This window comes from Roseibium sp. MMSF_3412 (assembly GCF_030733265.1).
Lineage (GTDB): Bacteria > Pseudomonadota > Alphaproteobacteria > Rhizobiales > Stappiaceae > Roseibium.
Genome location: NZ_JASHJI010000001.1, coordinates 799,772 through 822,564, shown reverse-complemented (window position 1 = coordinate 822,564; position 22,793 = coordinate 799,772). Strand labels below are relative to the sequence as shown.

Here is a 22,793-nt window from a genome sequence, read left to right as displayed (position 1 = left end):
GCCGCAAATCCGCTCAATTCGTAGGATCAGTTGCCGAACCGTCCGACCTCGGGCAGGACGGTCGCATCGCCATAGCTCTCGGCAAACCGGCGGCCGATCTCACCGAATTCGCCTGTCCAGCGGCGCACCATGTCCGGCGTGATCTGCTGGTTGGTGGCAATCGCCTGTGCAGCTTCCGCCTCGATGCGGTCGCGCAGGATGCCGAGTTCGACCTGGGCCGCGTATTCCGCCCGGTATTTGCCAAGCCAGCCCATTGCAACGATCACGACCATGACCAGCAGCGCTGCCGTGCTGGTCAGGCCCGCCCATTTGGCCGTTCCGCCGATGCGCCGGTCGCTGGCGATCAGGACGATCGAGGCGATTGTCAGAAAGGCCACGATGTAGATCGCCTGAAGAAAGCTCTGGTATTTTTCGGCCGAGCTTGCTTCGTGATTGGCGCGCAAGGTGGTGATCCGGTCCCTCAGGTAAAGCAGGGCATCGGCTTCCGTTCCGAGCTTGTCGCGGAAATAGGTGTCGCAAAACCGCAGGCGGCCGCGGGACTCGATCTTTTCGGCGCACGCTTCCATGAACGACGTTGGTGTCGGCACGCGCTCGTCTATGTCTGCCGTCTGGGCGGTTGCCGGGAGGACAGCGCCGAGCAGCAGCATCAAGACGAGGGATAAGCGGGTGATCAATGACATAGAGTTTGCCCCAGGATCCGGGTGATTAGGTGGACAGGCCGCCGAACAGCGTCGGCAGATCCAGCGGACGGAAGCCGTAATGCTGGATCCAGCGGACGTCCGCATCGAAGAACGCTCTCAGGTCCGGCATGCCGTATTTCAGCATGGCGATGCGGTCGATCCCCATGCCCCAGGCGAAGCCCTGGTAGACATCCGGATCAAGACCGCAATTGCGGATGACGTTCGGATGCACCATGCCGCAGCCGAGAATCTCCAGCCAGTCTTCGCCCTGGCCGATCTTGACCTCGCCACCGGAACGGTCGCACTGGATGTCGACTTCCATCGACGGCTCCGTGAACGGGAAGAAGCTCGGACGGAAACGCATCTTGATGTCGTCAACCTCGAAGAAGGCCTTGCAGAACTCCAGCAGGACCCATTTCAGGTGCCCGAAATGGCTTTCCTTGTCGATCACCAGGCCTTCCACCTGGTGGAACATCGGCGTGTGGGTCTGGTCGCTGTCGCAGCGATAGGTTCGCCCTGGAATGATCACGCGGATGGGCGGCTCCTGGGAGCGCATGGTGCGGATCTGGACGGGCGAGGTATGCGTGCGCAGCAGCAGGCGCTCGCCGTCTTCCTTTTCATTGAAGAAGAACGTGTCATGCATCTCGCGCGCGGGGTGGCCCTCGGGAAAGTTGAGCGCGGTGAAGTTCAGTTCATCGGTTTCGACGTCCGGACCTTCGGCAATCGAGAACCCCATATCCGCGAAGATGGCGGTGAGTTCGTCGATCACCTGGCTGACCGGATGGATACGGCCTGCTTCGGCCGGTGAGGAGCGAAGCGGCAGGGTCACGTCAACGGTTTCGCTGGCAAGGCGTGCCTCGAGCGCCGCTTCCGCGAGAATGTCCTTGCGTGCACTGATCGCGTCGGTGATCCGTGCTTTCAACCCGTTGAGGGCGGGTCCCATCACCTGGCGCTCCTCCGGCGTCATCTTTCCGAGCGTTTTCATCTGCTCGGAGATCTTGCCCTTCTTGCCGAGGGTGGTGACCCGGATGTCCTCAAGGGCGGTTTCGGTCTCCGCGCCGTCAATGGCTGCAAGGAGATCGGTTTCTAAAACGTCGAGATTTGACATGCGTGCTCGGTTGTCGGTGCGCGCGTCGCGCGCGGAAATGAAAGTCGGGGTCTTTTAGCGAATAATGACGCTGAATGCCACGGCCTCGACCGCATTATTGCGTGAGCCCCAGGTGAATGGAAAAACGCCGCTTTTCAGGGATGAAAGACAAGGCGCCTCAGCGCATAAATCGTCCGCAGGCCGGGCCCTGAAGCTCGGGTACGCGCACCGCAAAGGCCCGCAGTCGCAGTGAAACTGCGGCGTGGCCATAAGAACAGTGATGGGTCGTGCGCTCGGTCATGCGCGCAATGTACCTGAACACAAGGCGAAGGCAAGAGGCAATGGCAGGCTTGCTTGACAGGTCTTGGCTGACGGGGAGCGGGTGAGAGGATAAACCACGGTGAGACATGCAAACGTCTGATCCCTCACCTGACCCTCTCCCGGCGGGAAAGAGGACGTTCGCCTCGGACCGTGCGCAACGGCTCTCCATCGTCATCCGGATTCCGCTCCACAGCATCGGGTTGATGAAAGCTGAATTGGGTGGTTGCCGTTTCACACCCTCATCCTGAGGAGGACCGTCAGGTCCGTCTCGAAGGATGGGCCACATGGGTCTGAACCAGCTGCGGATCCTTCGAGACGGCGCTCCCGCGCTTCCTCAGGATGAGGCCTTTGCGTTTGGCCCTGCTCCGTCAAATGCCAAGCCGGGAGGCAACTCATCTCCAGATTTGTCGTCCCGGTTTGACGCGTAAGCGGCAAGACCGGGATCCAGTACGCCGTGTCGCTGGAGGTTAGATGCAGATGGAGAAACAAGAGGGTACTGGTTCCCTGCCTTCCGCTCCGCTTCAGCAGGGATGACAAGTTCATCGACCAGGGATCGCCGCAATAGATCATTGCCGGGTTAAACCGAACAGCATTGGACTTGATCGGGGATCCACTTGATCAAGGTGACATGGAGGCCTTAGAGGAAGTTCGAACCTCAATGACGACACCTACACTTCGCCCGTTCAAGTGACGATCTGGATTGGATCCCCGATCAAGTCGGGGATGACGAAGCACCAAGTGAAGATGTCTAAACCACCACTTCGTCGGCACCTTTCGGCCGCCCGATGGACGCCTGAAGTTCGTCAGGCAGCCAGGTCTCGAATGCGCTTTTTGCTTTCGTTCGCGGGGCCGTCTTGCCGCTGATCAGCCAGTAGCCGAGCCCCGTCGCCGGGCGCTGCGGGAAAGGCGCGATCACCTGTCCGGATTTGACGGCATAAACCGCAAGCGTTTCCCAGGCGAGGAAAACGCCCTGGCCGGCGATGGCGGCGTCGAGGCATAGCGAGCCGTCCGAGAAGCTCGGGCCGTCCTTGAGGATGCTCTCGTCGAGGCTAAAAAGGTCGAGCCAGGTCTTCCAGCTGAACATCTGGCCCGGATCGCGGATGACCGGCAGCTTGCCGATGTCCGCCGGCTCTCGAATTTCCTCAGCCAGGGCCGGGCTGCACACCGGAAAGACACGCTGATTGAGGAGCTTTTGCGCGTTCAGCCCCGGATAGGGGCCATGTCCGACGCGAATACACAGATCGACATCGCTGGTATCCGGGTCGATGAGATCGACCGTTGCCTCCACGCGTACGCGAATGCCGGGATGCGCCCTGTTGAAGCTTTTCAGGTGCCAGACGAGCCATTTGCCTGCAAAGACCGGCGCGACCGAGATGGTCAGCGCGTCGTCCCGGCCCCGTTCCGTTGTTGCGATCGCAGTGGACAGCGAGGTCATGGCGGTGGTGAGATGCGGCTGCATCGCAAGCATGTGCGCCGTTGGCAGCAGCAGCCGGTTCCGGCGCTCGAACAATTGCACACCCAACTGGGCTTCGGATTTCTGTACCTGCTGGCTGACCGCTCCAACCGTGACACCGAGTTCTTCGGCAGCGCGTTTGATCGACCCAAGCCGGGCAACGGCTTCGACGGCACGCAATCCGGACAGATGGACTCGGTTGAGGTTCTTCATTTTAGAAAAACTAAATCGAATATCAGAAGAAGTCGATTTTTTTCTGCGATGATAGAGCTTAAATGTCCAGCATAGCTAAATTCAATAAAAGGAATTTGGCCATGACCAAAAGAACAATAAAAAGGAGACTGAAACTCATGATGAAACTGTTTATGCGCCGCCAGACGAAAGCGACATCGCCGTCCTGGTACGATCGGACCGATCCCCTGTCCCATCCGGCCATCCAACGCATGAGCCCGCGGGAACTCGCGGATCTGCCGCTGAACCGGCGCTGACCCCGGACCGGCTGAAACGCCGGTTTCGACAAAAGCCAGACATGTCCGGCCAGCCGGGCAGTCATTTGCAACCAGAACAGAAAACGGCGCCAGGACCTCGTCCGGCGCCGTTTCTGTTTTGCCCTCAAGATGATTTACGCTTGACCTGGAGTCGCTCCAGACGGGTAAGGTCGCCTCAACTCCATGAGGCAGCACATGCGGATTTCAGAAGCGTCAGCCATGTCCGGTCTGAGCGTCGACACGATCAGATATTATGAAAAATCCGGTCTTGTTCCGGCCATCGAGCGCGGGTCGGACGGGTTGCGGCGGTTTTCACCGGAAAACATCGAATGGCTCGTCCTGCTCTACTGGCTGCGCAAGACCGGCATGCCGATGAAGGAAATGCGGCGCTTCGCAGCGCTTTACCGGGAGGGCGAGGATAGCATTGCGGAGCGCAAGGCGGTGCTGCTCAAACATGAGGAACGGCTTCGCCGGCGCCGTGCCGATCTGGACCGCTGTTCGGAAGTCCTTGCCTACAAGATCGCGACCTACAGGAAAATTGAAGGAGAGCCGTCATGAAGATCATAGTTGTCGGGGCATCGGGCGATGTCGGCAAGGCAGCCTGCGATGAACTCTCCGCCAGGCACGAGATCATTACGGCGGGTCGCACCTCCGGCGACGTCCGGGTGGATCTGGCATCGCCGGAGAGTGTCGAGGCGATGTACCGGGCGACCGGTCCCGTCGACGCGGTCGTCTCGGCCGCCGGCGAGGTCGAATTCGCGCGCCTGAAAGACATGAGCGTTGAAAAGTACCGCTTCGGTCTCGAAAACAAGGCGCTCACGCAGGTGGGCCTCGTTCTGGCTGGTTTGGCAACGGTCAAGGAAGGCGGTTCGTTCACGCTGACCAGCGGCATTCTGGACCGCGATCCGGTTCTGATGGGAACCGGGGCTGCGATCGCAAACGGGGCGCTGGCCGGATTTGTCAAATCCGCCGCGATCGACATGCCGGGAAGCCGCAGGATCAACGTGGTCAGCCCGGGTCTGCTCGAGGTTTCGGCAGATCAGTACGGCGCCATGTTTCCGGGCCACGAACTGGTCTCGTCCAGACGTGTCGGGCTGGCCTATGCAAAGTGTGTCGAAGGTGCGATCACGGGCCAGGTGGTTACCGTGGACTGAGCCCGGCAAGCTCCCGGCCCGCCGCAATTGCGCTAGGCAATGTGGACTGGATCCCGGATCAAGTCCGGGTTGACGATCGGGGCACTGGCAAGCCTCTCCCTTCCGTCATGCCATGGCTTGACCATGGCATCCATGCCGATCCGGTTCCATCCGGCACGGATCATGTGTTCGCAGGCGTCACGGCATGGATTGCCAGATCAGGTCTGGCAATGACGGGGGGAGGAGAGGTTCGGAGCACACGGCCGGACCATGTCTCCGGCGCATGCGCCGCATCTCACTCGTCCATCTTGAGGGCCTGGATGAAGGCTTCCTGGGGGATTTCGACCTTGCCGAACTGGCGCATCTTCTTCTTGCCCGCCTTCTGCTTTTCCAGAAGCTTGCGCTTGCGGGTGGCGTCGCCGCCGTAGCATTTTGCGGTCACGTCCTTGCGCAGCGCGGCAATCGTTTCCCGGGCGATCACGCGTCCGCCGAGCGCAGCCTGGATCGGGATCTTGAACATGTGCCGCGGGATCAGGTCTTTCAGCTTTTCGCACATGGCGCGGCCGCGCCGTTCTGCCTGGCTGCGGTGCACGAGCACGGACAGCGCATCGACCGGTTCCTCGTTGACCAGGATCGACATCTTGACGAGATCGCCCGCCCGGTAGTCGGAAATCTGGTAGTCGAACGAGGCATAGCCCTTGGAGACCGATTTCAGCCGGTCGTAAAAGTCGAAGACGACTTCGTTGAGCGGCAGGTCGTAGGAAACCATGGCACGGGAGCCGACATAGGACAGATCCACCTGGATGCCGCGCCGTTCCTGGCACAGTTTCAGGATGGCGCCCAGATAGTCGTCCGGTGTCATGATGGTCGCCCGGATCCACGGTTCGCGGATTTCGGTGATCTTGACGATATCCGGCATATCGGCCGGGTTGTGAAGCTCGACATCGGACCCGTCGGTCAGCGTCATCTGGTAGACAACTGACGGCGCGGTCGCGATCAGGTCCAGGTTGAATTCGCGCGACAGGCGCTCCTGGATGATCTCCAGATGCAAAAGACCCAGGAAGCCGCAGCGGAAGCCAAAGCCAAGCGCAGCCGACGTTTCCATCTCGAAGGAAAAGCTCGCATCGTTGAGGCGAAGCTTGCCCATCGCCGCACGCAGGTCTTCAAAGTCGTTCGCATCGACCGGGAAGAGACCGCAAAAGACAACGGGCTGGGCGGGTTTGAAGCCCGGCAGCGGCTCTGTGCAGGGTTTCTTGTCCAGCGTGATGGTATCGCCGACCCGTGTGTCGGCCACTTCCTTGATCGAACCGGTGATGACACCGATTTCGCCGGAACGCAGCTCGTCCACCTGGATGAACTTCGGCGTCATGACGCCGACCCGGTCGACATCGTAGGACGCGCCGGTTCCCATCATCTTGATCTTCTGGCCCTTCTTGAGCGTGCCGTTGATGACGCGCACCAGAACCATCACGCCGAGATAGGTGTCGTACCAGCTGTCAACCAGCATTGCCTTCAGCGTGTCATCCGGGTCGCCTTCCGGGGCGGGCAGTTTCTGGACGATCGCTTCGAGCACGTCCTCAACACCGAGGCCGGTCTTGGCGGAGATCATGCAGGCGTCCGAGGCGTCGATGCCGATGACGTCCTCGATCTGCTCCTTGATCCGATCCGGCTCGGCGGCAGGCAGGTCGATCTTGTTCAGGACGGTGACGATCTCGTGGTCGTTGTCGATCGCCTGGTAGACATTGGCAAGCGTCTGCGCTTCCACGCCCTGGGATGCATCTACGACAAGCAGCGAGCCTTCGCAGGCGGCGAGCGAGCGCGACACTTCGTAGGCAAAATCCACGTGGCCCGGCGTATCGATCAGGTTCAGCGTGTATTGCTGGCCATCCTTGGCATTGTAGATGAGCCGGACGGTCTGGGCCTTGATCGTGATGCCGCGCTCGCGCTCGATATCCATGGAATCGAGCACCTGGTCGGTCATTTCGCGATCTGTCATCGTTCCGGTCATCTGGATCAGGCGGTCGGCGAGGGTCGATTTGCCGTGATCGATGTGGGCTACGATGGAAAAATTTCGGATATTGGAAAGCGTCTTCGTCGTCATGGCCGCCCGTTTACCACCGCAATTTGCTTTCGACCAGAAAAATGCGAGCGAACGGCGCGGAAATCCGTTGCTTTTTTTCAACTTTTCGGAACGAGCCGCATGCAACAAACGTGACACGGGCGATGATGCCGGAACGCGCACCGATTATTGCGGCTGGCAAAGCGAGGAGGCACTGGTGCTGCTGTGCTCTTCTCAGTTTGCCGTCAGCACCGCCCGGCAATCGTTCGGCAGGGCGGCAAGCGCCATTGGCCGTTTCTTGACAACCTTCGGTTTTTCGCCTGCCTTGGGCGGGTTCTTGGGAACCCACGGTTCATCTGACAGCCAGTAGGTCAGATGCGACCCGCACCCGTCTCCGGGAGGCGGCGGGTCCTGGTTCTTGCAGCCAGTGCTTCCTGCCGGACAGGAGAGCCGGACATGAAAATGGTAATGATGCCCCCACCACGGCCGGACCTTCCGGAGCCAGGCGCGGTCCTCGCCTTTTTCGAAGTCGCACAGGGCCTTCTTGATCGTCGGATTGACGAAGATGCGGGCAACGCGCTTGTCCGAGGCAGCCCGGCGGATCAGGCGCGCATGCGTGTCCGTCCACTTCGCCGGGTCGACGCTGCGGTCGGCACCCTTGACGTCGAGCGGCCCCTTGAGCATCGAGATGAAGGGAATTTCCTCACGCTCTTCCGCCGTGAGGCGCCGGTTCGGCATTTCCCTGAGCCAGATGTCGGCATCCAGGCCGATCTGGTGACTGGAGTGGCCGAACAGCATCGGGCCACCGCGCGGCTGCGCCAGATCGCCGACCAGCAGGCCGTTCCAGCCGACCTTGGGCGCATCGGCGGCAAGATCCTTGAGATAGTCGATCAGCTCGGGATGACCCCAGTTGCGGTTTCTGGAAAGGCGCATTGCCTGCCAGGTCGGTCCGTCCGGTGGCAGGGAAGCACCGCCTGCCAGGCAGCCCTTGGCGTAAGATCCGATCGCGCGTGCCTTCAGCGGTGCCGGTCCGTCCGCAGCACCGAAATAGTCCTTCGCCGGCAATTGCGACCGCAGCACGAGTTCAGGTTTCTCGGCGACATAGCCTTCCGGGATGTCCCGTTTTCTTACCGGCACCGGTACAACGGCAACGGCCGTAGCGCTCGGCTGGGTGGTACCGGACGCATTGCCGCCCGGCTTGTCCGCCGGAATGGGCACCGGATTTGCTGACGCCGATCCGGCAGTACTCACGGCCAACAGCAGTCCGAAACCGGCCAGTACCGGCCGGAAGGATATCCGTTTCGCTCGTTCAGGCTTGTTCACGTCGGTGCCTCGCGCGTCCCGGCGAGCCACCTTTCAGGAAAGCGTCCGGACGGCACACCAGCCTAGGCAGCATGCACCAGATCGGACCCTTGCGCATCTGATTCCGCAGCATCCACCTGCGCTTTCAACAGATCGGCGAGCTCATCCAGAAGCACGGTGTTGTCGCGAATGATCCGGTCGGCCGCACCATTCAGCAGGATAATGTTACCGGGGCGGGCATTGTCCATGTCTTCGGCTTCCGGCTCCAGCGCGGTATCCAGGCGATGATAGCTGACGTTGTCCATCAGGCCGAACAGGTGTTCCGCCTGATACTCGGCCGTTTGGGTCTGCCCGTCTGAGAAGATGGACAGGATCGGAACACCCTTCGACGGCTGCATCCAGCCGAGTGAACCCCAGCCAATGGCGTCCTGATAGGCGAACGGGCGCGCCGAGGCCCGACCGGTGCCAAGGGAAAGGATGACGATCTCGTCGTCCTCCCAGCCGAGCTTGCGCGTTTCGAGATAGGCCGCGATCGCCGGGTCCTTCATGAACACGCCGCCGTCGACGAGAGCCTCTTCGCGCTTGCGGCTCAGGTTTTCCACGCGCGCCGGTTCGAAATAGGACGGTGCTGCCGTCGTTGCACGCACGGCCTGCCAGAAGTAATAGTCGTCCGGCCGGCCGCCGTTTTCTTCCAGCCCGTTGGTCATGAAGACGGCCTTGCGCTGTTCAATGTCGTAGGCTGTCAGGACAAGCCTGGTCAGGGCGCTTGCCATCGAGGTCCAGCCAAAGCGTTCCTTGAGCAGTTTTTCCAGCGGACGTGCGTCATAGGTTTCGTCGAACAGTCCAAGCGGATTTGTCACGGCACGGGCGAAGCGTGCGGTAATGGAGTTGGTGAAGATGTCTCTGGCCTGGCGCTCGTAAAAGTCGCGCAGCTCTGCGATCGTGGCCGCTGCTTCGCCGGCACTTCCGCCCGGCCGCGGAGCGCTCAGCCCGGCTGCGATCAGACCGCCTGTCGAGGTGCCGGCCATGAGATCGAACACCTGGTGAAAGGGTTTGGTCACTCCGCGCTGGCTCAATCGGGCTTCAAGGGATTCAAGAACACGCAGGGGAATAAGGCCGCGGACACCGCCGCCGTCAATTGAAAGAATGAAACGCTTTTTCTGGGTCATGGTCAGTCCCGGGGTGGTCTAATCTGTAGGGGCAGCGCCTGTTCGCAAACCGGCATCATACGCTTATGTGATCGTCGATTAAATGTTTGCGACCAATTGCGACACTGCAATGGCAATTTTTTAAAGATAGGCCTTAAATGGCAAAATTGGAGAGTAACAGGTTAAGCCAATAGATGGAATTCTGCCGAATTTCCCGATTTGCCACAGATACAACCAACAATACACACTGGCGGCTCTTTATCCGGAGGTTGATTTCGGACTAGGATCGCCGCGATTGCCAATACCCTGACAGGACGCCTCATGAATATCGAACTACTGCGCCGACTATGCGAAACACCGGGTGTGCCGGGTCACGAGCACCGCGTGCGCGAGCTTATCCAGGACGAGATCAAGGGGCTGTTCGACGAGGTCACGGTCGACCCGATGGGATCGCTGTTGTGCCGGCGCGACAGCCGCAAGGCGCCCAGGAAAGGCGCGCCGAAAAAGGTCATGCTGCTGTGCCACATGGACGAGATCGGTTTTCTGGTCTCGCATGTCACGGACAAGGGATTCCTGCATGTCCAGCCGGTCGGCGGCTTTGATGCGCGCAACCTGTTTTCCCGCCGCGTTCTTGTCTCCACCGATGACGGAGACTTCAAGGGCGTCATGAACCCGGGCGGCAAGCCGATCCACATCTCGTCTCCGGAAGAACGCAAGAAGGTCCCAGAGCCCAAGGATTTCGTTGTCGATCTGGGGCTCGGAGAAAAGGCCAAGGACGTTATCAAGGTCGGCGACATGGTGACGATGGACGAGCCGCTGATCGAAATCGGTGAGAAAGTCGTTTCCAAGGCGCTCGACAATCGCATTGCCTGCTGGCTCGGGATCGAGGCCCTAAAGGGCCTCGGCAAGGCCAAACATGAGTGCGAAATCCATGTCGCGTTCACCTGTCAGGAGGAAGTCGGATTGCGCGGAGCGCGAACCTCGTCCTTTGCCATCAAACCGGATATCGGCCTGGGGGTCGACACGACCCTTGCCTGTGATACGCCGGGCGTGCCCGAGCAGGACCGCACCACGGTGCAGGGCAACGGCTTCGGCCTGCATGTCAAGGACAGCAGCTTCATCGCCGACCGGGACCTTGTGAAGGAGTTCGAAGCGCTGGCAGAGAAGGAAAAGATCCCGTTCCAGCGCACCATGCTTGCCGCAGGCGGCCAGGACGGGGCAGCTGCTCAGCAGGCTGCCGCAGGCGCAAAGGCTGTCGGCATCGTGGTCGGCACGCGCTACATCCACACCGTCACCGAAATGATCCACAAGTCGGACCTTCAGGCGGCGCTGGATGTGCTCGTTGCCTACCTGAAGAAGGCCAGGAGCTAGACGCTGCTGCGGGGCTGTTGCCCCATGGCGGCTCCGTTCACGGCGCTGCGACTTTGGCGCCGGGGCGGGTCAGGTTTCAGACGTCACGGGTCTCAGAAAGTGCCGGTCGTAGCGTCGGATGCAGTCGGTTTCCTCCGCAAACGCGATCGCCTTGCGACATGCTTCATCTTCCATGCTTCTTGCGCGATAGGTTTCGTAGTCGGCAAGCGAGGGAAAGGAAAACAGGCAGACGGCAAGGTCGTTCGGGCTTTCGTGCGGCAGGTAGTAGCCGTGATGCGTGCCCCCGAATTTTTCCACGAGCGGGATCCACATTCGGGCATATTCCTCGAATTCTGACGTTTTTGCCGGATTGATCTCGTATTTGATGTAGCAGGTAATCATGCGCGCTGGTCTCCCGTGTCCGCACCCTGCTTCATCGGGTGCAAAGAGACGTGTCGATAGCAGATTCTCGGAGCGAGGCGCGCATCAAAAAAGTCACAGAGGCATTGCTGCCCGGATTGGAGGATGGGATCGATTGTAATCGGTCAACAGGGGTTTGTTTCCGCTCGGGACCAGGTGGGAATGCCGAACGCGTCATGGATTTGTCTTCCCGGTTTGCCGCGTGGGTGGCAAGACCGGGACCAAGTACGCGTGGCGCTGGAGATTTGATGAAGACGGTGACACAAGTGTTTTTCTGGTTTCCGGCCTTCCGCTGCGCTTCAGCCGGAATGACAAGTCTGTTGGCGAAGATCGCCTAACCAGGTTCATCGCGCATCAAAAACAAACCCCGCCTTTGAGGGCGGGGTAGATGAACGTTGTGTGGCCGTGTAGGCCGGTGTCAATGATCGGTCCGTTCAGGCGATCCGGTTGGCGAGGTTCGAAACCTGTTCGCCAGTTCCGGCATAAAGTTCGCTGACCGATGCGCTCAGATAGCTGAACGAGCTGTCGCCGAAGTCACCCTCGATCGTGGCCGCGCTTGCGGAGCGCACCGAGAGCCCCGTTTCGCTGTCGAAGGACACCCGTTCATAGGAGACGAACTGCGCCGAGATCGTCTCACCGCCAATTTCAGCTTCGATCGTTGTCGTTGAGATGGATGCGCTTTCGTAGGCGACGGATGCCGACACTCCGCTTTCTTCTTCGCCAAGCGCTGCCTGCAGCTTTCCGGCCGTCTTCTGATAATCCTCGACCGTTGCGAGAGCGCGGTCGCGGCTTTCTTCCTCGTCTTCACCCTTGCCTTTTTCAACGGCCTGCTGAAGCGCCGCGATTACAACCGCATCTTCTTCGGCTTTCTTGCTGGCCGCCTCGAGAACGGAGATTGGGGCTGGCTTGCTCTGGCCGTTGCGCTGGCCGATTTCATGCCCGTACGCGTTGCCTTTCGGGCCGGGTCTGGATCCTTCCTGACCGTTGCTCGAATAGGACGCCGAAAACAGGCTTGCACTTTGTGTCGTGGTTTCGACTGAGATTTGCATGTGCGTGGTCCCGGGTTCACCGGCCCCTTCTGGACCGGCGCAGTTCCCTTAATATTCACTTAATCAAGTAAACAGGCCGTTAACCCTGGGGCACGCCGATTGCGGGTTGCTCAGGGCTGGCCGGAAAGGGCCTTTTGGAGAAACCGCCCGCCCAGCGTCACGCCCCTGTCGTCGATGGAATGGGCAAGTCCGGGCAGTTCGTGCAAGTCCGCGTCAATGCCGGTTTCCGACAACGCGCGATGAGCCGCGGCGGCGTGATAGCTCGGGACGACATCGTCATCCTCGCCGTGAACGATGAGCACCGGGGTCTGCTTCTGAACGCCATCCAGCCGGTCCGCGCCCGGCAGCAGACCGGAATAGGCAAGTATCGCGGCGGGAGGCACCTTGCGCCTGAGGCTGCATTGCAACGCCATCATGGCACCCTGGCTGAAACCGAACAGCGCAAGGGCGCTGTCGTCCAGCGCAAATTCCGCCAGCGCTTCGTCCAGGTACCGGTCGAGAACCGGTTGCGCGGCCTCTGCACCGATCCGGTATTCGGCCGGTGTGCGTTCATCGAGCGCAAACCACTGGCGTCCGCCGAAACCTTGGAAAGGAAGTGGCTCCGGCGCGTTTGGTGCAAGAAAAGCTGCATCCGGAAGCAGGACCTGCCAGAAGCGGGCAAGATCGATCAGATCGGTTCCATCCGCGCCGTAACCGTGCAGCAACACGACAAGCCGGCGCACCGGCGTGCCAGCAGCCGGGTGAAGCTCTGGACCGTTCAGAACACGCTCGGTGGTCATGCCATACTCCTCAGTTGGGCGAGCTGTTGCCGGTTTCGCTACCGTCACCCGGTGTCTGACCGGTTTTCAGGAACGGCAGCACGATCAGCATGGACGCCAGAATGAGCAGCCACGCGAGGGCAAAGGGAGCACCCGGAAAGTAGAACGGGGCACCGGGACCGGAAAAATAGGCAAAGGTCTGTGTCATGGCAAACGGGCTGATCACCATGGAAAGACCTGCCGCCGCCGAGATCAGGCCCTGCAGTTCACCTTGTGCATTGTCCGGGATGCGAACTGACATAAGGCCGGAAAAAGCCGGTGTTGCGAGTGCCCCAAGGGCAGCGAAAACGGTCATTGCGTAGGCCATCCAGCCGCTCTCGGCGATCGCAAGGCCGGCAAGCGCCACGAGATTGGCACTCAATCCGACCACCAGCGTGCGGCCGGGTCCGAGCTTGGGTTCCAGGATGCGGATCAGATAGCCCTGAACGACGGCAAATCCGATGCCGACAAAGGCGAGCGACAGGCCGATATCGGCCGGTGACCACGCAAATCTTTCCTGCGTGTAGAAACTCCAGATGGCGGGATAAACATAGTGACCGATGTCAAACAGGAACAGCGCCAGCAGAAGCGTGCGCACGGCCGGGTATTTCGCGATCTGTTTCAGCGCTCCGAGCGGGTTCGCGCGTTTCCAGTCGAATACCCGCTTGTTCTCCGGTTTCAGGGTCTCGGGCAGCATGAAATAGCCGAACAGGAAATTGACAAACGAGAGCGCCGCGGCGGCATAGAATGGCGCTCGGGGACCGAATTCTCCGAGAAAGCCGCCGATCATCGGACCGAGCACGAAGCCGACGCCAAAACCCGCACCGACCAGACCGAAATTCTTGGCTCTGTCCTCTTTGGAAGACACATCGGCAATATAGGCCGAGGCGGCAGAAAACGTGGCTCCGGCGATGCCCGACACGGTTCTGCCGATGAACAGCACGGCAAGGTGCCACGACAGCGCCATGATGAGATAGTCGACCGCCATGGTGAACATGGAAACCAGCAGGACGGGGCGGCGCCCGAACCGGTCGGAAAGATTGCCGAGCGACGGTCCGAACACGAACTGCATGAGTGCATAGATGACGCTCAGGGCTCCGCCCCAGCGGGCCGCCTCACTGACGGGCAGTTCTGTCAGTTCGGTCAACAGCGCCGGCATGACCGGCATCATCAGTCCGATGCCCATGGAGTTGATAATCAGCGTGACAAGGATGAACCCGAGTGCACCGCGATTTGGCGAACTGGATGGCAAGGCGCTTTCCTGGCAGGTCGCAAGAATTATGGCTGAAACTGAGCCGGATTTGAGAGTTGAAACACGAAGCGTCGCCGCTGGCGAGTCCCGTTACGGATTTTGCATCGGTTGCAGTCAGGCCGCTTCCGGTGCCATGACCTGGAAGATCAGGCCGTGGACGTCCTGGCCAAGCTCACGGCGCAGGACTTCCTTCCGGTCCTGCGCATAGATGAGCGATGCCTCTTCGGCGCATTTTCGAATATAGTCCGGCGTGTGCGCATAACGCCCCGAACTGTCGACACGAAAGCCCTGGGCAGTGCTGCCTTCCAGGTGTTCGACACTCGCAACCAGCCGGCCGCCGGGTTTGAGGGCCTTGGCCAACGCCTCCATGAAGGGCTTGAGGTTGCCGATGTAGCAGAGCGTGTCAACGCACACGGCCAGGTCGAACCGGGTCGGAAGGTCATAGCTCAGAAATGCGACAAGCTCCCCTTCGACCAGAAAATCATAAGTCTCCAGCTCTGCCGCCTTTTCCATCATGCCCTTCGACAGGTCCACGCCGGTCAGCTTGACACAGTGGTCCCGGATAAGCGGACCGCAAAGGCCCGTCCCGCACCCCAGGTCGACAACGTTCTCAAACTTGCCCGCATTTTCCGTCGCGAGAGTGACAACGTCTTCAGCAACCAGGTCAGGCGCGCGATAGCCGAGGTTTTCCAGGACCTCGTCGAAACTTGCCGCAAACTTGTCGAAGTGGCCCGCCACATAATCTTCGGGCGCTCCTTCCAAGTCGTCTCCGCGTACGGCAGCAAGATGGTACTGCGCCGCCTTGTTGTCCGGGTCGGCTTCCACGATCCGTTCAAGGTGTTTCAATGCGAGATCCTCGCGGCCTTCGGCGGCCAGAATGCGTGCACGCCAGACGGCATGCGGGGATGTCGGACTATCGAATTCAAGCGACTTGTTGAGGGAGTCGGCCGCTTCTTCCTTGTTCCCCAGGAACAGGTTTGCGATGCCGTGTGTGTGCCATGCGTCCGGGTTTTCAGGATCCAGCCGCACAATCTCGGACACGATGGCCAAAAGCCCTTCGTAGTCACCTGTGTTACGCAGCAGGACGTTGATGTTCTTCCAGGCCTCCGGATGCCGGGACTCGTATTCAACGGCTTGCACATAAGCAGCCAGAGCAGCTTTCGGTTCGCCGGTCAGCTTCAGGATGTTGCCCAGATTGTTAAGGGCCGATGTGTTGCGTGCATTGACTTCAAGGGATCTCCGGATCAGTTCTATCGCGCTGTCGGAGTGTCCGGCATCAAAGTGAAGCAGGCCGAGAAAGTGCAACCCGTCCGGATTCTCCGGATTGTCGCCCAGGATTTCGAGATAGATGTCCTGCGCGGTCTCAAGGTCGCCGCTGCGATGCGCGGCAATGGCTTTCTGCAGCCTTTCGTCACTTTGCATGATTCCCCCAATAAAAAAGGGCGGTCGAACCGCCCTTGCTGTCGGAAAGATCCGTAAGGTGAGCTTACAGGACTTTCAGATCTTCAGCTACCATCTGACCGCGGCGCCACTCGAGATCGAAAGCCACGAGCTGGCCTTCCTTCAAGGTGTCGATGCCCGACCGGTGCAGGGCTGAGATGTCGACGAGGATGTCCTCGCCGTCTTCGGGTTGGATCGTACCGACACCGCGGCACTGATCGAACCATCTTACGTTTCCATGTTGCATGGAGCTTGCTTTCCAAAATTTGCATCTAGACATACAAGCGGTGTTGTTATCCCGGCTTTTCGACGTCTTGATGACAGTGTTTCAAAGGTGACTGAAGTACTCCTCAGTTTTCCGTCAAAAATAAATGCTCATCCGCGCAGCTACTCTTTGCTGCCGCAGTCTTGTGCGCAGTTCATTTTATGAAGGGTCTTTCTTTCCCGGCTAAGTGGCACGGGAAAGATCAGTGTTACTTATTATGGTAAGAAATTTGTTAATTTCAAGATGGGGCCAAATGGCCCGGATGTTGGCTGCGGGCAATTCCCCGCCCGCTTGCCGGATCATTCGGTAAACTAGCACGGCAGCAATTCGCCGGCTCACCCGGTTTTGTGGCTCAACGGTCCAGCTGCCCCAGAATGACGTATTTCAGGATCTCGGTGACCTGTTCGGAGGTTTCGGCCACCGCCAGTGCCGCACCGTCGACTTCCTTGAGCGGATGGGTCAGCGACGGGTCGTGAACGACGATCAGCGACTTGCCGAGAGCCGAGGCATACCCGGCGTCGAAGGCAGCGTTCCATTGTTTGTACTTGTCACCGAAGCGCACCACCACGATGTCGGATTTTTCGATCAGGGTGCGGGTGCGTATGGCATTCACCTTGGCGCCCTTGTGATCATACCAGAATTTCTTGTCCTCATCGCCAAGGATGTGGGTGCCGCAATCGTCGCTGGCGCCGTGATCGGTAACCGGTGCCGAAAACTCGACGGGCAGGTTGATCGCCTTGACGCCTTCGATGATCCGCTCGCGCCAGTCCGTGTGAATTTCGCCTGACAGGTAAACGCGCCAATTGCTCATGTTGTCTTTCCCTTGTTTTGCTGCAAGCCGGCCGGCGGCTTTGAACCGAAGCTGGGTCGTTGGCGCTTTGGCGTCAAGTGTCGCCGCAATGCTGTCGAGCCCGTGAGCCTCGTCAGAGATTTGCTATTTCGTATTCAGGTGCCACACGCCGTCCCAGTCCACCGGTGCTCCTTGCGCCGATATCAGTTCGAGCCGGTTCAGGAAAACGGCGGCTATTCCGTCGTGAGGATAGGCCGCAAGTATTTTTTCGAAGCCTGTGCGCGCCTCGGACCAGTTTGCATCGGCAAAGGCTTGAAGCGCGGTCTCGGATGCGCCCTGCAAGTCCCGGAGCGCGTCTGTCATTTCGCTGGTGTGGGCAAGGGGGGCATAGACGCGTGTCGGTTGCGTCTTGCCTTTCACCTGGATCGTGTCGATTGCCCTGAACTCGAGGCCGGACGCACTGTCCCGTGTCCTCTGGCAGACGAGGATCTGCGTTCCGTAAATCTTGTTGGCGGCTTCGAGGCGCGCGCCAAGGTTCACCGTGTCCCCCATGATGGTGTAGTTCTTGGTCTTGGCCGAGCCGATCGAACCGATCACGGCCTCACCGGTCGCGATGCCGATCCGCTGCCGCAGGACGGGAAGGTTTTTCTGCAGGCCGGTCAGTTCCGGCAGCTCCTTCTGAAACTGTTCCATGAGGTGGACATTGGTAAGCGCGCTCTCCACTGCGAGCGCAGCCTGGTTTCCGTCATCGGAGAAGGGCTGTGCCCAGTAGGCCATGATCGCGTCGCCGATATATTTGTCGATGACACCTTCCCGCGCCGTGATTTCCGAAGACATCAGATCGAGATAGCGGTTGAGCAGGCGGACAAGCCCGTTGGGCGTGAACTGCTCGGAGATCGTCGTGAAGTCGGCAAGGTCGGAGAAATAGACGGAGACAACCTTCTTCTGACCTGCCGTTGCATCCGACTGGTCGGCGATCAGGCCGGAGACGACCCTGGGGTCAAGATACTGGCCGAATGTGTCCTTGATCCTCTGGGTATTGCGCAGCCCGTGGACCATCGTGTTGAAGCTTTGCGTCAGGGAACCGATTTCGTCCCTCGAAAGCTGTTTCAGTTCGATCTCGAAATCGCCTTCTTCCACGCGCTTTGCACCGGAGGAAAGGGCGCGCATGGGCCTGAGAATTCCGGAGATCACCAGAGAGGACAGGAGCAGCGCCAGTAGTCCCGCTGTGGCGGTTGCGGCAATACTGGCATAGAGCGCCTGCTGTTCGTGCAGCGCCGCCGTGGCAATCGACTGGTCTGTGAACGCACTGACATGTTCGCGCAGGGAATCCAGTCTTTCGGTAAGCTTTGTTTCTTCGCTTTCCAGCTGTTCTTCAAGGCTTTCCCGCGTTGCGGGCGGCAGATCGGCGGACTTGACGAGATTGAGCGCGTGACTGTGAAAACTGCTGTGCTGGGTCTCGATCGCGATCAGTGTCGGGTAAAGCGCCGCGAGCTCCAGTTTGTCTTCCAGCGACGTCGCCTCGTCCTGCGCATCCCGGACGCGTTTTTCGGCGGACCGGAGCAGCTCTTCCACCTTGTTCGCGCTGGCTTCAAACAGCCCAAGCCCGGTTTCGAGCCTTTGCTCAAGGTGGTTGATACGGGCAACAAGATCCGGGTTCTGCGTGACCGCCGCATCGATCTCCGCGTCGGTCTTTCCGTAGCTGAGCGCTTCCAGCCGGTCGGCGCGCAGCTCCGCTTCCAGCTTTTCCACCCGCTGCAGTTCGAGTTCTTCCTGAAGCGCGATGACTTCAATCTGTGCGACTTCGTGCCGGAGCGGTGAAAACACGCTGGAGATCAGCTGAAGCTCTTTGTTGATCTCGTATATTTTGTAAATCGAATAGGTGGCGGCGGTAGCCATGATCAGGAAAACGATCAGCGATATTCCAAAAATCTTCCATGCTATTCGCATCAGGGGGAACCACCAGGGGGTCTGTGCGCGGGTCTGCGCATCTTAGAGGGTTGTCAGCAGGTCTTTCAAGGCGATCCGGTAGTTTGGATACCGGAAAGTGTACCCCAGTTCTGTCTTGAGCCGTGCGTTTGAAACACGTTTGTTTTCACCGTAAAACGACCTTGCCATGGGCGTCAGATCCGCGGTTTCGAACGGAATTTCCGGCGGCGGTGCCACGCCGAGCAGTTCCGCGGCATAGGTGACGACGTCCTGCGGCGGGGCGGGTTCGTCATCGGTGATGTTGTAGACACGTGTCCCGGGCCTGTTGATTGCGAGTTTCAAGCTACCTGCGATATCGGCCACGTGTATGCGGTTGAACACCTGGCCGGGCTTCACGAGGCGCCGGGCCTTGCCCTTCCTGAAATTCTCGAACGTATTTCTGCCGGGACCGTAGATGCCGGATAGGCGGAAAATCTGGACCGGAATGCCATGTTGTGCCGAAAACTCCAGCCAGGCGTTCTCGGCGGCAACGCGCTGCACCGAGCGTTTGGAAACCGGACGGCAGGGTGTGTCCTCGTCCACCCAGGCACCGTCGTGATTGCCGTAAACGCCCACGGTGGACAGATAACCGAGCCAGCCGGGTTTGCCGGCTGCGATGTCATCGCCGTGCTGACTGAGAACGGGATCTCCCGCCTCGTTCGGCGCTATGGATACCAGAACATGGGTCGCCGTTTTGAGCGCCTCGGCGATGCCCGCACCCTTGTCTTCACCGCTGAAGAGAAAGGGGGCGACGCCCATGTCTTCAAGTGCCTCTGCTTTTTCTTGCGAGCGCGTCGTGCCGCCGATCCACTCAAACCGGTCGCGGCATTCCTCGATGAAAGCCTTGGAAGAAAACCCGACGCCAAAGACGAAGAGACGCATGGTTCAGAGCTCCAGATGTTTGCGGCGGATTTCATAGAGCGCGACGCCGGTCGCAACCGCGAGATTGAGGCTGTCGGCCTGTCCGGCCTGCGGTATCCTGATCAGGGTCGGGCAGGCAGCGGCCATGTCATCTTCCAGCCCCTTCTGCTCATTGCCCATCACGAGGAGCACGGGGTCCGCGTAGTCGGGTGTGCGGTAGTCCACGGAACCCTTCAGGTGCGTTGCCGCAACTGTCCCGGGCCATTTGCCGGCAAGGGACTTGAACTCCTCCTTGCTCATTCTGGCGAGGGGAACATGGAACAGCGAACCCATCGTCGCGCGAACGGTTTCGACCGCAAACGGGTCTGTACAGTCGCCGACCAGCATAACGCCGCTGCCGCCGATGGCATCAACTGTCCGGATGATCGTTCCAAGGTTGCCGGGATCGCGCACCCTGTCGAGCGCAACCCAAAGGATGCTTGCGGATGCGTCGATGTCCTTCGCGGTGAGGATCCTCTGCCCGTAGACACCAACAACCATCTGGGGATTGTCCTTGCGTGTCATGGCGGACATCACCGCCGTCGACACTTCCAGAATGAGCGCTCCACGGGCCTTTGCGGTCGCTGCTGTCTTTTGCGCAACCGGGTTTTCCCTTGCCTCCGGACCGAGTGCGAGATAGCGCACGTCCCAGCCTGCTTCGATCGCATCGGTTGCAAGCTTCAGGCCTTCGGCAACGAACAGCCCTGATTGACTGCGGTGCTTGCGCTGCGCCACCAGCCCCTTGATTTCCTTGACGATCGGATTGGAGTGGCTGGTGATCTGTTTCACCGCGCCCTGACGTTTGTCTCTGCCTGTCTGGGACATGCCCCGCTCCGGCGGCCCGTACATGAGCCGCTTCTTGAAATGATGAACCTTCGCGCTGGATTAGGCGCAAGGCGGGACCTGGTCAAGCCTTGGCATTGGCTGCGGGCGGCAGCAGCCGCTCCGTGGCGATCAGAATGGACTCGTCGATGTCGACCGGAAAGGACGTGACTTCCAGCTTGCCGTCGATCGCCAGAAACGAAAGACCGTGCACCTGTGTCCACAGGGGAAAGGAGGCGCGGGTAACGGTTTCGGTAATGTCCGGTTCGGCCAGGAAGCGCGCAACCTCGCGCAGAAGCACGCCGTAGGAAGCGCGGCCGACCTCCCTCAGTTCCTCGATGCGTCCCGAATGCGAGCGCGTGCTGAACATCAGCCGGAAGGTGTGCGGCTCGCGGATTGCGAAGTCGACATAGGCACGTCCGATGGCCGAAATCGACCGCACCGTGCCTCTTTCGTGTTTTGATGCATTGTCTTCCATCTCGGTGCCGAGCCGTTGAAGACCGTCCTTGGCGACTTCAAGCAACAGGTCCTGCTTGTTTGCGAAATGCCGGTAGGGCGCTGCTGTGCTGACCCCCGCAAGACGGCAGGCATCCGACATGGAAAACCCGTCGGGGCCATGTTCTTCGAGCAGATTTCCGGCTGCTGAAAGAAGCTGTCCGCGCAGGTCGCCGTGGTGATAGGCGCGCTTTTTCTTGATTTTGGTTTCGGCCATTTTCTGCTGCTTTTGAATTTTTTTTCCTCGAATCTCTTGTCGAAGTTAATTCTTCTAACATATGTTAGCAACAATAACATAGTTAGAACCGTTCACATTCAGCAGCAGTGCAGGCCTGGAGCGGATGCCGTCAAACGGAAGACGAGGACACAGCAATGTCGAACGAGAATTCTGTTCCTGATACGGGCAAACCCGGCAATGGATCTCTGAAAAAGCTTGGGCGCAGGCTCGTCAGCCTGACAACATTCTCGATCAATGTCGGGATTGCTGCCGCTGCCGTGATGATCGGCGTGACCACGATCCAGATGCGCGCAGCGGAAAAACCGGCGGTTCAGGCAGCTCCGCTCGTTGAGGTCCGCCCAGTCAAACCCGAGCATCAGGCCGGATACGAGGTGACCCGAAGTTTTGTCGGCCGCCTGGAACCGGCCCGGCGGACCGATCTCGGGTTTGAACTGTCAGGAACGATCCGGACGATCAAGTTCGATGAGGGTGACCTGATCAGCAAAGGCGAGGTGATCGCGGTTCTGGATACGCGCACGCTTGAGGCTGAAAAAAGACGCCAGGCCGCCAATCGCAAGGCTGCGGAAAGCGACAGGGAGCTTGCAGCCCTCACGCTGGAACGCCGCCAGAAACTTCGCGATGGCGGGCATGTCAGCGATCAGATCCTTGACGAGGCCCGCCTTGCCCTGTCCCGGCTCGACGCAACCCTGGACCAGATCGATGCGGCGATCGAGGCCATCGACATCAGTCTCGACAAATCCGTCCTGACGGCTCCTTTCGACGGCTCGGTTGGTGAAAGACTGCTGGACGAGGGTGCGACGGTCGCGCCAGGCGCGCCCGTGCTTCGCCTGCTTGAGGTTGCCATGCCGACCGTTCGTATCGGCCTGGCGCCGGAAGTTGTCGACCGTCTGGACCGGAACGGCACGTTTGAGATCCGCATTTCCGATAGGTTGTTTCAGGCAAGGCTGTCCGGTCTGCGTCCCGATCTTCAGACCAGCACGCGCACGATCGAAACGCTCTTTGAACTCGAGGTTGCGGATGCCGCGCCGCAGTTCGGGCGGCTTGCCGAACTTTCGCTGACCGAGACGATCGCGGCGGACGGCTACTGGGTGCCGACAGCCGCCCTGAAAGAAGGGCCGCGCGGTCTCTGGACGCTGCTGGCCGTGGTCGAAGCCGGATCGGATACGGGAAAGGATGTCTTTGAAATCAGGCGCGAGGCCGTTGAGGTGCTCCACGCCGACGCGACAAGATCCTTCGTGCGCGGCACGATTTCCGGCGACACGAACATTGTCGCCGACGGCGTGCACCGCGTGGTGGTCGGCCAACAGGTCGGCCTGAGCGGCGAGGGGGCGTGAGC

At 59.9% G+C, this 22,793-nt stretch carries 22 protein-coding genes; 5 read left to right on the top strand and 17 right to left on the bottom strand.

Annotated elements, in window-relative coordinates; all coding sequences use genetic code 11:
* Positions 1-26: 26 nt before the first annotated feature.
* The 3 genes from RBB49_RS03700 to RBB49_RS03690 all read right to left on the bottom strand — a co-directional run bounded on the left by RBB49_RS03700 (position 27) and on the right by RBB49_RS03690 (position 3,754).
* The gene (locus RBB49_RS03700; protein WP_306141307.1) at positions 27-680 is read right to left on the bottom strand and encodes a phenylalanyl-tRNA synthetase subunit alpha; all 654 of its coding nucleotides are present in this window, start codon (positions 678-680) and stop codon (positions 27-29) included.
* 25 nt (positions 681-705) lie between these two features.
* Positions 706-1,788 (bottom strand): phenylalanine--tRNA ligase subunit alpha, encoded by a 1,083-nt coding sequence (pheS, locus tag RBB49_RS03695; protein WP_306141306.1) that lies wholly within the window; start codon positions 1,786-1,788, stop codon positions 706-708.
* A 1,048-nt stretch (positions 1,789-2,836) separates the two neighbouring features.
* The gene (locus RBB49_RS03690) at positions 2,837-3,754 is read right to left on the bottom strand and encodes a LysR substrate-binding domain-containing protein (protein ID WP_306141305.1); all 918 of its coding nucleotides are present in this window, start codon (positions 3,752-3,754) and stop codon (positions 2,837-2,839) included.
* A gap of 137 nt (positions 3,755-3,891) precedes the next feature.
* Here RBB49_RS03690 and RBB49_RS03685 point away from each other — a divergent pair, with 137 nt between their 5' ends.
* The 3 genes from RBB49_RS03685 (at position 3,892) to RBB49_RS03675 (ending at position 5,183) form a co-directional block, all read left to right on the top strand.
* Positions 3,892-4,029, top strand: a complete 138-nt coding sequence (locus RBB49_RS03685) for a hypothetical protein (RefSeq protein WP_306141304.1) — start codon at positions 3,892-3,894, stop codon at positions 4,027-4,029.
* A 195-nt stretch (positions 4,030-4,224) separates the two neighbouring features.
* Positions 4,225-4,587, top strand: coding sequence for a MerR family transcriptional regulator (locus RBB49_RS03680; RefSeq protein ID WP_306141303.1), 363 nt, complete (start codon positions 4,225-4,227; stop codon positions 4,585-4,587).
* Positions 4,584-5,183: a short chain dehydrogenase gene (locus RBB49_RS03675; protein ID WP_306141302.1), complete on the top strand. Its 600-nt coding sequence runs from the start codon at positions 4,584-4,586 to the stop codon at positions 5,181-5,183. The genes RBB49_RS03680 and RBB49_RS03675 overlap by 4 nt, the downstream gene beginning before the upstream one ends.
* 274 nt (positions 5,184-5,457) lie before the next feature.
* Here RBB49_RS03675 and lepA read toward each other — a convergent pair whose 3' ends face one another.
* The 3 genes from lepA to RBB49_RS03660 form a co-directional block, all read right to left on the bottom strand.
* The gene (lepA, locus tag RBB49_RS03670; RefSeq protein WP_306141301.1) at positions 5,458-7,263 is read right to left on the bottom strand and encodes a translation elongation factor 4; all 1,806 of its coding nucleotides are present in this window, start codon (positions 7,261-7,263) and stop codon (positions 5,458-5,460) included.
* 192 nt (positions 7,264-7,455) lie between these two features.
* Positions 7,456-8,433, bottom strand: coding sequence for a penicillin-insensitive murein endopeptidase (mepA, locus tag RBB49_RS03665; protein WP_306141363.1), 978 nt, complete (start codon positions 8,431-8,433; stop codon positions 7,456-7,458).
* Between the two features lie 173 nt (positions 8,434-8,606).
* Positions 8,607-9,692 carry a patatin-like phospholipase family protein gene (locus tag RBB49_RS03660; RefSeq protein WP_306141300.1) on the bottom strand — a complete coding sequence of 362 codons (1,086 nt, stop codon included), beginning with the start codon at positions 9,690-9,692 and terminating at the stop codon, positions 8,607-8,609.
* Positions 9,693-9,992: 300 nt separating this feature from the next.
* On the opposite strand from RBB49_RS03660, the gene RBB49_RS03655 reads away from it, so the two are divergent.
* Complete coding sequence (locus RBB49_RS03655) at positions 9,993-11,042, top strand: M42 family metallopeptidase (RefSeq protein ID WP_306141299.1); 1,050 nt, start codon at positions 9,993-9,995, stop codon at positions 11,040-11,042.
* Between the two features lie 69 nt (positions 11,043-11,111).
* Here RBB49_RS03655 and RBB49_RS03650 read toward each other — a convergent pair whose 3' ends face one another.
* The 11 genes from RBB49_RS03650 to RBB49_RS03600 all read right to left on the bottom strand — a co-directional run bounded on the left by RBB49_RS03650 (position 11,112) and on the right by RBB49_RS03600 (position 21,436).
* Complete coding sequence (locus tag RBB49_RS03650) at positions 11,112-11,423, bottom strand: NIPSNAP family protein (RefSeq protein ID WP_306141298.1); 312 nt, start codon at positions 11,421-11,423, stop codon at positions 11,112-11,114.
* Positions 11,424-11,875: 452 nt separating this feature from the next.
* Entirely contained in the window at positions 11,876-12,490 is a 615-nt protein-coding gene (locus RBB49_RS03645) for a hypothetical protein (RefSeq protein WP_306141297.1), read from the bottom strand.
* A gap of 110 nt (positions 12,491-12,600) precedes the next feature.
* A complete protein-coding gene (locus tag RBB49_RS03640) occupies positions 12,601-13,269 on the bottom strand; it encodes an alpha/beta hydrolase (protein WP_306141296.1) in 669 nt (222 codons plus the stop codon).
* Between the two features lie 10 nt (positions 13,270-13,279).
* Entirely contained in the window at positions 13,280-14,539 is a 1,260-nt protein-coding gene (locus tag RBB49_RS03635) for a TCR/Tet family MFS transporter (RefSeq protein WP_306141295.1), read from the bottom strand.
* 114 nt (positions 14,540-14,653) lie between these two features.
* A complete protein-coding gene (locus tag RBB49_RS03630; RefSeq protein ID WP_306141294.1) occupies positions 14,654-15,961 on the bottom strand; it encodes a tetratricopeptide repeat protein in 1,308 nt (435 codons plus the stop codon).
* Between the two features lie 64 nt (positions 15,962-16,025).
* Complete coding sequence (locus tag RBB49_RS03625) at positions 16,026-16,226, bottom strand: cold-shock protein (protein WP_306141293.1); 201 nt, start codon at positions 16,224-16,226, stop codon at positions 16,026-16,028.
* Between the two features lie 370 nt (positions 16,227-16,596).
* Positions 16,597-17,055, bottom strand: a complete 459-nt coding sequence (locus tag RBB49_RS03620; RefSeq protein WP_306141292.1) for a YtoQ family protein — start codon at positions 17,053-17,055, stop codon at positions 16,597-16,599.
* 123 nt (positions 17,056-17,178) lie between these two features.
* Positions 17,179-18,984: an adenylate/guanylate cyclase domain-containing protein gene (locus RBB49_RS03615; protein WP_306141291.1), complete on the bottom strand. Its 1,806-nt coding sequence runs from the start codon at positions 18,982-18,984 to the stop codon at positions 17,179-17,181.
* A 42-nt stretch (positions 18,985-19,026) separates the two neighbouring features.
* A complete protein-coding gene (locus tag RBB49_RS03610) occupies positions 19,027-19,884 on the bottom strand; it encodes an SDR family oxidoreductase (RefSeq protein WP_306141290.1) in 858 nt (285 codons plus the stop codon).
* A gap of 3 nt (positions 19,885-19,887) precedes the next feature.
* The gene (locus RBB49_RS03605; RefSeq protein ID WP_306141289.1) at positions 19,888-20,727 is read right to left on the bottom strand and encodes an RNA methyltransferase; all 840 of its coding nucleotides are present in this window, start codon (positions 20,725-20,727) and stop codon (positions 19,888-19,890) included.
* 82 nt (positions 20,728-20,809) lie between these two features.
* Complete coding sequence (locus RBB49_RS03600) at positions 20,810-21,436, bottom strand: TetR/AcrR family transcriptional regulator (protein WP_306141288.1); 627 nt, start codon at positions 21,434-21,436, stop codon at positions 20,810-20,812.
* Between the two features lie 155 nt (positions 21,437-21,591).
* On the opposite strand from RBB49_RS03600, the gene RBB49_RS03595 reads away from it, so the two are divergent.
* Positions 21,592-22,791: an efflux RND transporter periplasmic adaptor subunit gene (locus tag RBB49_RS03595; protein ID WP_306141287.1), complete on the top strand. Its 1,200-nt coding sequence runs from the start codon at positions 21,592-21,594 to the stop codon at positions 22,789-22,791.
* The last annotated feature ends 2 nt before the right edge of the window (positions 22,792-22,793 follow it).